13 protein-coding genes are annotated in these 10,754 nt (G+C 41.6%); 6 read left to right on the forward strand and 7 right to left on the reverse strand.

Annotated elements, in window-relative coordinates; translation table 11 throughout:
• Positions 1–34 precede the first annotated feature (34 nt).
• Genes GDA45_05190 through GDA45_05205 form a run of 4 tightly spaced genes read left to right on the forward strand, consistent with a single transcriptional unit; the run spans position 35 to position 4,315 of the window.
• On the forward strand, positions 35–1,573 hold the full coding sequence (locus GDA45_05190; protein MBC6414259.1) for a F0F1 ATP synthase subunit alpha: 1,539 nt from the start codon (positions 35–37) through the stop codon (positions 1,571–1,573).
• 29 nt (positions 1,574–1,602) lie between these two features.
• Complete coding sequence (gene atpG / locus GDA45_05195) at positions 1,603–2,463, forward strand: F0F1 ATP synthase subunit gamma (protein MBC6414260.1); 861 nt, start codon at positions 1,603–1,605, stop codon at positions 2,461–2,463.
• A 26-nt stretch (positions 2,464–2,489) separates the two neighbouring features.
• Positions 2,490–3,869 (forward strand): F0F1 ATP synthase subunit beta, encoded by a 1,380-nt coding sequence (gene atpD, locus GDA45_05200; protein MBC6414261.1) that lies wholly within the window; start codon positions 2,490–2,492, stop codon positions 3,867–3,869.
• 26 nt (positions 3,870–3,895) lie between these two features.
• Positions 3,896–4,315 carry a F0F1 ATP synthase subunit epsilon gene (locus tag GDA45_05205; GenBank protein MBC6414262.1) on the forward strand — a complete coding sequence of 140 codons (420 nt, stop codon included), beginning with the start codon at positions 3,896–3,898 and terminating at the stop codon, positions 4,313–4,315.
• Positions 4,316–4,384: 69 nt separating this feature from the next.
• Here the strand turns inward: GDA45_05205 and GDA45_05210 are convergent, their stop codons facing one another.
• The 5 genes from GDA45_05210 to GDA45_05230 all read right to left on the reverse strand — a co-directional run bounded on the left by GDA45_05210 (position 4,385) and on the right by GDA45_05230 (position 8,087).
• The gene (locus tag GDA45_05210; protein MBC6414263.1) at positions 4,385–4,690 is read right to left on the reverse strand and encodes an HNH endonuclease; all 306 of its coding nucleotides are present in this window, start codon (positions 4,688–4,690) and stop codon (positions 4,385–4,387) included.
• Between the two features lie 344 nt (positions 4,691–5,034).
• Positions 5,035–5,628, reverse strand: a complete 594-nt coding sequence (locus GDA45_05215) for a hypothetical protein (protein MBC6414264.1) — start codon at positions 5,626–5,628, stop codon at positions 5,035–5,037.
• Positions 5,625–6,305, reverse strand: a complete 681-nt coding sequence (locus tag GDA45_05220) for an OmpA family protein (protein MBC6414265.1) — start codon at positions 6,303–6,305, stop codon at positions 5,625–5,627. The genes GDA45_05215 and GDA45_05220 overlap by 4 nt, the downstream gene beginning before the upstream one ends.
• Before the next feature lie 10 nt (positions 6,306–6,315).
• Positions 6,316–7,782: a hypothetical protein gene (locus tag GDA45_05225; protein MBC6414266.1), complete on the reverse strand. Its 1,467-nt coding sequence runs from the start codon at positions 7,780–7,782 to the stop codon at positions 6,316–6,318.
• 146 nt (positions 7,783–7,928) lie between these two features.
• Positions 7,929–8,087 carry a hypothetical protein gene (locus GDA45_05230; GenBank protein MBC6414267.1) on the reverse strand — a complete coding sequence of 53 codons (159 nt, stop codon included), beginning with the start codon at positions 8,085–8,087 and terminating at the stop codon, positions 7,929–7,931.
• A 232-nt stretch (positions 8,088–8,319) separates the two neighbouring features.
• Between GDA45_05230 and GDA45_05235 the strand changes: the two genes are divergently transcribed.
• Positions 8,320–9,174, forward strand: coding sequence for a hypothetical protein (locus tag GDA45_05235; protein MBC6414268.1), 855 nt, complete (start codon positions 8,320–8,322; stop codon positions 9,172–9,174).
• 54 nt (positions 9,175–9,228) lie between these two features.
• Here the strand turns inward: GDA45_05235 and GDA45_05240 are convergent, their stop codons facing one another.
• Both GDA45_05240 and GDA45_05245 read right to left on the reverse strand, forming a co-directional pair.
• Positions 9,229–9,339, reverse strand: a complete 111-nt coding sequence (locus GDA45_05240) for a GTP cyclohydrolase I (protein MBC6414269.1) — start codon at positions 9,337–9,339, stop codon at positions 9,229–9,231.
• A gap of 25 nt (positions 9,340–9,364) precedes the next feature.
• Complete coding sequence (locus GDA45_05245; protein MBC6414270.1) at positions 9,365–9,466, reverse strand: GTP cyclohydrolase I; 102 nt, start codon at positions 9,464–9,466, stop codon at positions 9,365–9,367.
• A gap of 157 nt (positions 9,467–9,623) precedes the next feature.
• On the opposite strand from GDA45_05245, the gene GDA45_05250 reads away from it, so the two are divergent.
• The gene (locus tag GDA45_05250) at positions 9,624–10,577 is read left to right on the forward strand and encodes a sulfotransferase (protein ID MBC6414271.1); all 954 of its coding nucleotides are present in this window, start codon (positions 9,624–9,626) and stop codon (positions 10,575–10,577) included.
• Positions 10,578–10,754 lie beyond the last annotated feature (177 nt).

Below are 10,754 nucleotides of genomic sequence, written 5' to 3' on the forward strand. Positions count from 1 at the left end.
TTGATTTGACGATATTTAATAAGAGGATTTTGAAATGCAGCTAAACCCAACAGAGATTAGTACTTTAATCAAACAAAAGATAGAAGATTTTAATACTTCGCCGGAAATACGCAATGAAGGTATTGTCGTTAGTGTGACCGACGGTATCGTCCGTATACACGGACTGCAAGATGTTATGTACGGCGAGATGATTCAATTTGAAGGTGGGCTATTCGGCATGGCGTTGAATCTTGAGCGAGACTCAGTCGGCGCCGTCGTGCTGGGCGATTATTTAAGCCTTAGCGAAGGGCAAACTTGTGCCTGCACCGGTCGTATTTTGGAAGTGCCGGTAGGTCCGGCACTGGAAGGGCGCGTCGTTGACGCACTCGGTCAACCTATAGACGGCAAGGGTGCCATCGCCAGTGACCACACTGCACCAGTAGAACAAGTCGCCCCTGGCGTGATTACCCGACAATCGGTCTCGCAGCCTGTGCAAACTGGACTGAAAGCTATTGACTCTATGGTGCCAGTGGGACGAGGGCAACGCGAACTCATCATCGGCGACCGTCAAGTCGGCAAGACCGCAGTGGCGGTAGACACCATCATCAATCAAAAAGGCGGCGACCTTAAGTGTATCTATGTTGCCGTCGGACAAAAGCAATCGTCAATAGCTGCGGTGGTGCGCAAGCTGGAGGAACACGGCGCAATGGAACATACTGTAGTAGTCGCTGCCAGTGCTTCGGATCCAGCCGCGATGCAGTTTTTAGCACCGTTCTCAGGATGTGCGATGGGCGAATACTATCGCGACCGCGGCGAAGATGCATTGATTATCTACGACGACTTGACCAAGCAAGCCTGGGCTTATCGCCAAATATCTTTGCTGTTGCGTCGTCCGCCCGGGCGAGAAGCTTATCCGGGTGATGTCTTTTATCTGCACTCGCGTTTGTTGGAACGTGCCGCACGGGTGAACCCCGATTATGTCAAGCAAAAAACCGCTGGTGCAGTGACCGGCAAGACCGGTTCGCTGACCGCATTGCCGATTATTGAAACCCAAGCCGGCGATGTATCGGCATTCGTGCCGACTAATGTGATTTCAATCACCGACGGACAGATTTTCCTTGAGACCGATTTATTTAACTCAGGCTTTAGACCGGCGATGAACGCTGGTTTGTCAGTGTCTAGAGTCGGTGGCTCGGCACAAACCAAAATTATCAAAAAGCTAGGCGGCGGTGTTCGTTTGTCGCTAGCACAATACCGAGAGCTCGCAGCGTTCTCGCAATTTGCATCAGACTTGGACGAACAAACCAGAAAACAACTAGAGCGCGGCGAACGGGTGATGGAACTGATGAAGCAAGATCAATACTCACCGCTTTCGGTCGCCGAGATGGCAGTCTCGCTATTCGTTGCCGACCGCGGCTATCTGGACGACATCGAAGTTAAGAAAACTCGTGCCTTTGAAGCAGCAATCCACTCGCATATGCGCGCCGACCACGCCGACCTGATGACCCAAATGGCTGCCGGCGACTTCAACGACGACATAGAAGCTGCTTTGAAAAAAGCAGTTGAAGACTTCAAAGCAACCGGCTCTTGGTAAAACATATAAGCGCAAATTAGGGAACTTACATGGCAATTGGCAAAGAAATAAGAACAAAAATTAACAGCGTTAAAAACACGCAAAAAATCACTAAGGCTATGGAAATGGTCGCAGCTAGCAAAATGCGCCGCGCCCAAGATAAAATGGCAGCGAGTCGCCCCTATGCCGACCGCATGCGTTCGTTGCTGGGCCACATCGCTCAAGCACGCACCGAATACAAGCATCCTTTTCTGGTCACCCGCGACGAAGTAAAGAGCATCGGCTATATCATCGTGTCTACTGATCGCGGACTGTGTGGTGGTCTCAATGTTAATCTTTTCAAAGCTGCGCTGGCATCTATGAAAGAATGGAAAAGCAAAAATGTAGATATCAAGGTGACGACTATTGGCAGCAAGGGTGCGGGCTTTTTCAAACGATATACCAAGATTATTTCAAAGACTTCACATCTCGGCGACTCCCCCCAGCTAGCAAAACTGCTGGGCACGATGAAGGTCATATTTGATGCCTACCAAGATCAGGAAATAGACCGAGTGTTTTTGGTCGAGAACCGTTTTGTAAATACAATGACCCAATCACCACAGGTGTTGCAGCTGTTACCAGTGCCACCGCTAGATGATCAACAGTTAGGACTCGATTGGGATTATATTTATGAACCGGATTCACATAAGGTGCTTGATTTTATACTCAAGCGCTATATTGAATCACAAGTCTATCAAGCGGCAGTAGAGAATGTTGCCTGCGAGATGGCGGCGCGTATGGTTGCGATGAAAAGCGCATCCGAGAATGCCGGCTCGCTGATAGACGAACTGCAACTTGCATACAACAAAGCGCGCCAAGCGGCAATCACCCAGGAGCTTTCTGAGATTGTCGGGGGTGCCGCTGCAATTTAACTATAGATATAGGATCGGAGGAGAAAATGAGTTCTGGGCAAATTGTACAAGTCGTCGGTGCCGTAGTCGATGTGGAGTTCCCGCGCGAGCATATTCCGCAAATCTATGACGCACTGAATATTGAAGGCGAAAATAACATCACCTTAGAAGTGCAACAACAACTAGGCGACGGAGTGGTGCGCACCATTGCGCTGGGATCATCGGAAGGACTCAAACGAGGTTCTGATGTCGTCAACACTGGCGCACCAGTGTCGGTGCCAGTCGGCGAACCTACACTGGGTCGCATTATGGATGTATTGGGTCGGCCGATAGACGAAGCCGGACCAGTGGACGCCAAAAAAAGCATGCCGATACACCGCGATGCTCCCGCTTATGTCGATCAATCGCCCGGCGTAGAAATACTTGAGACCGGCATCAAAGTTATTGATCTGATTATGCCGATCGCCAAAGGCGGTAAAATCGGCTTGTTTGGTGGTGCTGGTGTCGGCAAGACTGTCACTCTGATGGAGCTGATACGCAACATTGCGATAGAACATAGCGGCTATTCGGTGTTTGCTGGTGTTGGCGAGCGCACCCGAGAAGGCAACGACTTCTACCACGAAATGAAAGAATCCAATGTGCTAGATAAAGTCGCACTAGTCTACGGGCAAATGAACGAACCGCCGGGTAACCGCCTGCGGGTGGCACTGACTGGTTTGACCATTGCCGAAGACTTCCGCGATGAAGGCCGCGATGTGCTGATGTTTATAGACAATATCTACCGCTACACACTAGCCGGCACTGAAGTCTCGGCACTGCTCGGACGCATGCCATCGGCCGTCGGCTACCAACCGACACTGGCAGCCGAGATGGGCTTGCTACAAGAACGCATCACCTCAACCAAAACCGGTTCCATCACATCGTTCCAAGCGGTCTATGTGCCTGCCGACGACCTCACCGACCCATCACCAGCAACCACCTTCGCCCACTTGGACGCAACACTGGTGCTGTCTCGTCAAGTTGCCGAACTTGGTATTTACCCAGCCGTAGACCCGCTAGACTCAACTAGCCGCCAGCTTGACCCGCTCATCATCGGACAAGAACACTACGACACTGCCCGTGCCGTGCAAAACACGCTGCAACGCTATAAGGAACTCAAAGACATCATTGCCATATTGGGTATGGATGAACTATCGGAAGACGACAAACTAACCGTATCGCGAGCGCGTAAGATACAACGATTCCTATCGCAGCCGTTCTTCGTTGCCGAAGTATTCACTGGCGCATCAGGCAAATATGTTGCCCTCAAAGACACGATACGCGGTTTCCAAGGCATTATGGAAGGTCAATACGACGATCTACCCGAACAAGCCTTCTATATGGTCGGCTCGATAGATGAGGCCACCGAAAAAGCCAAAACACTATAACTGAGTTGTAGCGAGGGAACCGACGAATGAGCACGATACGCACCTATATTGTTAGTGCCGAAGAGGAAATCTTCAGCGGCGAAGTCAATGCCATATTTGCCGAAGCCGAACTAGGCGAAGTCGGCATCTATCCGCAACATGCCCCCTTCCTCTCCACCCTTCGTCCCGGTGAAATCCGCGTCCGTATAGACGGACAAGACGACCGCCACTTCTATGTCTCCGGTGGCGTCATAGAAGTCCAGCCTCATATCGTCACTATCTTAACCGACACCGCTATGCGCGGCGAAGACCTAGAAGAAGCCAGAGCACTGGAAGCCAAGCAGCGCGCTGAGGAACTCCTCCAAACCCAACTCACCGACATAGAAACCGCCAAAACCATGACCGAACTCGCCGAAATCGCCGCCCAACTCCGCATGATAGAACGCCTGCGCAAACGCGGCCGATAAAGTATTTATTAGAGGGGGGAGAAATCCCTCTTTGCTGGTGGTGCTAAATCTTGTATTTTTTAAGATGAGTTATCCACTATGCCTATTACGGTGGATGAAGCCTTCTATATCTTTATCAACAGGCATGGCTGGATGGATTTTTTTATGGCATAAGGCACATAAGAGTTGTAGATTTTCCTCACGATTATTAGGTCTCTCTTTGTTTATATGGTGCATATGCAATCCCTCCATTTTTCCCGCCATATCAACTTTGCACTCAGAACAACGAGTGCCTCGTTTTTTGATAATACGCTTTCTAATTTCTGTGTTATCCGATGTATAGTTATTTAGAGGGGCATTTCCTTCAGTGTATTTTGGCTTGCGTTTAATGCGCATGTTGCACCTCCTCTTTGTCTAAGAATTCTCCAAGATTAAAATTTTCCATTATATTCGTTCTTTGCTCTTTATTGGCTGTTCTGTATCCATCATAGTCCTCTTGCCATAGACAATTTCTACAAACATACAATTTGACTCTTTTATCTAGCTTATACGAATTACCGCTCCGTTCTTCTCTAGCATGAACCGTAAAGAGACCGTCACGGCTTGTTGCAAGAACATATCGGCCGTCATAACGGCCGTTTTTCACCATTGATTGTAAAGTGCCACACATTCTAAAATGAAATTTAGGCTGTTTATTTCCTTTAGTCAGTTTGTAGACTATGATAGTTTGACTCTGGGGCTTAAAGTGCATGTCTTGCTTCCTCGTTGTATAAGAATTCTCCAAGATTAAAATTTTCCACTATGTTTGTTCTTTGCTCTGTATTTTCTAAGTATCCATTATAATCCTCTTCTCTCAGACAATATCTACAAACATACAATTTAACTCTTTCATCTAGCTTATATGAATGACCGCCTATTTCTTCTCGAGCATGAACGGTAAAGAGACCGTCACGGCTTCTTGCAAGAATATATCGTTCGTCATAACGGCCTTTTTCTAGCATTTCTATCAAAGTCTGACACATTCTAAAGTGAAATTTAGGGTATTTATCCTTTTTCCCTCTTCTTAGTTTAGGGTCTAATAAATAGTCCGCAGGTCTGTGAGGATCTATTATGTATACGATTACTGTTTCACCCTTATACTTAAATCGGTTGTTGTGTCGGTCGTAATAAATTTTAATTTCATCAGCTTCTATTTCGACACCATCATCTTCCAACTTTTTCAAAATAGAATCGCGTCTAAAATTATAATTACCCTCCTCTATGCCTAGGCTTTCTCTGAGTTTTATTAGTTCTTTAAAAATTTTCTTACCGTCTATTATCATGTCTATTCTCATGGTTGTAACCCCTTAAATTCTTGAATAAATTTTTCTTGGACATTAGTTTGTAGTCTGAATTCAACTCTGCGAGATTTTATCGGATCTTCTTGTCCGCTTTGTGTCTTGATTATATTGGATGATGACATGCCATGCGCGGTTAGATTGGTGCGCATCCACTGGATACTATTTTCCCTAATCGGCAAATCAAATACATAACGCATTACATTGTATGATCTCTTTTGTGATAGTTGTGTATTAAGAATATAAGACATTTTTTCACTTTGAGCTGTAAATTCACTTGAAGTATGCCCTTCAATTCTAAGTTCGTCTATATCCTTTTCGTTGTTTAATACAATTTTCATAAATCTAGGAAAAAAGTTATCCAGTATGACTTTGAACTCTGGCTTTAACTCATCTTTTCCCCTATCAAAAATAGCGTCGTTCTGAAAAGAAACAAGTAATCCATTTTCGCATATAGACATACTCCATTCGTCTTTCTCCTTGTCAAATTGCCGCTTAATCTCATTACAGATATTGCTACTAACATCTTCAATGGCTTCAGCTTTTTTCTGAAAGCTATGAATATAAATAACCGCAATAAGAAGAAAAACCATCATGAGACCAGCCATCATATCCGAGGTTGCAATCCAGTGCTCATCCGATTCTGTATCTAGTTGGAAAATAGGTTTAGCCATCGTATTAATTTTATTGTTGATTCTCTAGTTCTTCGACACGCCTTAAAATTATTTCTTGCTGTCTACGGTACGCCTCAACTAATCCTTCAGTAATCGGCACTAAATTATTTCCCATCGTTTGCAATGCTTCCTCTGTGTCATGGCCTAGATTTTGCACATATTGTTGCATTTCTGCACTTGCGTTATTAATGGCTTGAGTTATGTTATTGCCTACTTCCGTTTGTTGATTTTGAATCGCATTGGTAATATCAATTATATTGTTTTGAATATTCTCCATACATGTGTTCATTTCTGTATTTGTGCTATCAATGGCTTGAGTTATGTTATCGCTTACTTGCCTTTGCTGATTTTGAATAGCAATGGTAATCTGGGTTAAATTATTTTCTATTTGACGGTTTATATTTTCTTGTAATTGTTCAACACCTGCTAGATTTTGTTCTATAGATTGGCGTTGTCTCTCTGCTCCTTCTTTTAATTTAAGAACTATGCTATCTATATGAGATTTAATGGCTGGAATTGCGTTCTCTGCGCTCAGTTTCATGGCTACCAGTGAAGCAAGGCCATCATGTAATTCTTCCATCCTTTGCTGTGTTGCATTAAAAGCTTGTCGTAGGGCTCCCATGTGTTCTGGTATCTGTGATGTATGTTCAGGGATTTTTTGTATCGAATCCCTTATTCCTGCTATGCTTTCGTTTACTTGCTGGATACCTTGTTGTGCTTCTGTAAATGCTTGAGTCAACTGCTCAACTTGCGTTCTGTGTTGCTCTTGCCAAACGACTAATTTTTCTACCGCTTCGTTTAACTGTCTAAAATTATCACCAAACTGTTCATTGATTTGCTCATTGAAATCTCGTATAACTGCTTCTAGAGCATTGATAAGTGCTTCAGTTCCGGTATTTGCCACTTGTTGTGCAAAATCTCTAAAATCATTTCTCAGCCCTCCTATTTGTGTATGTAAACTTGCTTCACCTTCACCAATAAGCGCTTCCTTGATATTCTTATTTCCCTCTTGGATAGACTTATTTATATTTTTTATCTGTTCGTAAAAATCTATTTCAGTCAATCTATCCGGTTCATCTGATTTTTTACTGATACCAGTCATCCTGATAAGTTTATAGACGATCGAAAGGAGTAGACCGACAACACCAGTCATAATTCGGTAGACGATTGAAAGGAATAGACCGACAATGCTTGATATAAAAGCCAGTTTGAGTCCTTCTAATAGTTCAGGAATAGTTTGAGTAATATTTTGTGGGTCAAAATTAAATAGAGCAATGGTTATACCTATAAAAGTAAAAAATATCCCTAAGGTGATTAAAATGCCAGGAGCAATCTTGGAAACTCGCTCGTGCCAAATAAAAACAAGCAATATAAAGAATACAATTCCAATGAAAATAGACGGATAAAAAGGCCCTAAATCCCCTATAAATTCTATTGCTGATATAAAATAAGGTTCTATGGTAGATGATAAATCCATAAGGGGTATATAATTTTAAGCTACTTTTATTATTAAAAATCGCCTTATTATACAATAGGAGTTAGCATCAAAATTATAGGTCAATATTGCCTTGAAAAGAGACGATACGCTGTCTTCAAGATATTATAGAAGGTCAATACGACAACCTACCCGAATAAGCCTTTCATATAGTCAGCTTGATAGAAACCGCCAAAACCATGACCGAACTCGCCGTCGAACTTCGCATGACAGAACGCCTGCGCAAACGCAGACGGCAAAGGATTCAGTAGAGGGAAATCAGTTCGATACTGAAAATAAAATTTCACTAAATAGATGACAGGATTTAAAATGGAGAGCAAGTTCGAAAAAGCTGGGTTATAAATCAGGCATAGCAATTATTAAATGGAAAATAAACTCAAACGAGTGTCTAATAAGTTACACTACCTTAGACATTATTATCTTGGAGAACAATATAGAAAATTTTCTAGTTATTTACTAGTTTGTTATATCCATCACTTATACAACCCAAAAGTGTGCCATTTTCAGGATTTAAGAACAATGTTACTATCCATTGGGTTCCCCGCAGCAGGTTCGTCAATTATTGGCTTTCTTTTAACTGCACATCCTCATATTGTCATGGCCGACGAAGGTGAGTTAAAAACCCTCTTAGATAATAATATAGAACTTCTCAATAGACGGAATGGAATATTCTATCATCTTCTACGAATAGATAGATTTAGGTATATCTTTTGGAAGATTTCTCCTCATGAAAATAAAATGAAAAATTATAGAAGAGGTTCTCTTACAGAAAAGCGTTATGCATATGTTCCTAGCAATATCAGGGGCAATTTCAAAAAATTACAAGGTGGCACTAGAGAAAAGCGTTATGTCTATGTTCCCGGTCAATACCAGGGACGTTTCAAAAAATTGCAAGTAATAGGAAATAAACGTGCTCAAGGAAATGTGGACATTCTAGCCAACACGAGTCTATTAAAACATTTAAGAAGCAAACTTGAAGATAATAAAATCTCGCTGAAATTTATCTTCAATATTCGTAATTTATACGATATCTTTGCTACTTATTCTCAAATGTTTAGCGACAATAAAGATTTTTCTGTCAAAGCCTTAGAAAAAGTATGCGAAAATAACCAAAAAATCCTTGAGCAGATAGATTCTAATGATGTGTTTATCTGCAAAAACGAAGATCTGATTGCGAATCCTAAACTACAAATTACCAGACTGTGCAACTTTCTAAATGTTCCTGCCTCGGTTGATTATATTAATGCATGCGCTTCGCGCGTTATTGATAAACCAACTAATAGTAGACTTAAAATTGATTGGTCTGACCAGCATAAGCAAAAAATTAATTCGTTAATTAAAAAATATGATTTTCTCTACAGCTATGATTGTTGATGACATTCAGGGATATTGTCCCTTCCCTATGTATATTTGGATTAAAACTTCAACTTATATAGACTTTTTAATAAGTTCCATAAATTCAGTGCGAGTGCGCAGGTCTGCTCTAAAAGAACCTAGCATCACACTAGTCATCGTCTTGCTGTTTTTTTTGCACACCACACATCGCTATACAGTAATGCACCACTTAGACCACCACACTAATCCCAGTAGCATTCAAATATTTCATAAAACTATCGACAACCTGATTCGTCATGCGTTCTTTTACATGCAAACGGAGAGCAAAAATATCTACGACTCGCGCTCCGGCGCAGGCAGGGTTTTAATCAAACCCTATACTTTGATTAGATACTGAAAATAAAATTTTCACCAAATAGATGACAGGATTTAAAATGGTAGGCAAGTTCGAAAAAGCTGGGTTATAAATTAGGTATAGCAATTATTAAATGGAAAATAAACTCAAACGAGTGTCTAAGAAGTTACATTACCTTGGACATTATTATCTTAGACAACAATATAGAAAATTTTCTAGGTACTTATTGACTTTCTATATCCATCACTTATACAACCCAAAAGCGTGCCATTTTAAGGATTTAAGAACGATGGTATTATCCATTGGTTTTCCTCGGTCGGGTTCGTCAATCATGGGCTTTCTTTTAACTGCACATCCTAATATTGTCATGGCCGACGAAGGTAAGCTTAAACTCCTCCTAGATAAGAATATAGAACTTCTAAATAGACCGAATGAAATAATCTATTATTTTTTGCGAATGGACAGATCTAGGTACCTATCTTGGAAAATTTCTTTTGATGAAGATAAAATGGAGCATAATAGAAGAGGTCATACTAGGGCAAAGCGTTATGTAAATGTTTCTAGTCAATACCAGGGACGTTTCAAAAAATTGCATGTAATAGGCAATAAAAATCGTGGGAGAGATGTGAATTTTCTAGCCAACACGAGTTTACTAAAACACCTAAGAAGCAAACTTGAAGATAATAAAATCTCGCTGAAATTTATTTTCAATATTCGTGATTTATATGATATCGTTGCTGCTGATTTTGAAGGGCGTGGCAGTAATGACTTGTTAGATATTGATCTTTCTATCAAAGACATCGCAGAATTATGCGAAAATAACCAAAAAATCCTTGAGCAGATAGATTCTAGTGATGTGTTTATCTGCAAAAACGAAGATCTGATTGCAAATCCTAAACTACAAATTACCAAACTGTGCGACTTTCTAAAGGTTTCCGCTTCAGCTGATTATATTAATGCATGCGCTTCGCGGGTTATTAATAAACCAACTAATAGTAGATTTAAAATTGATTGGTCTGACCAGCATAAAGAAAAAATTAATTCGTTGATTAAAAAATATGATTTTCTTTACAGCTATGATTTTTGATGACATTCAGAGATATTGTCCCTTTCCTAGGTATATTTAGATTAAAACTTCAACTCATATAGACTTTTTTATAAGTTCCATAAATTCAATGCGAGTGCGTAGGTCATGACCTCTCCCCCGAAAACCGGGCCATGACAAAGATGAGATTTCCAGTTAAATTAGACAAAAGGAGGTCTC

This window comes from Chromatiales bacterium, from assembly GCA_014323925.1.
In the GTDB taxonomy this organism is placed as follows: domain Bacteria; phylum Pseudomonadota; class Gammaproteobacteria; order Poriferisulfidales; family Oxydemutatoraceae; genus SP5GCR1.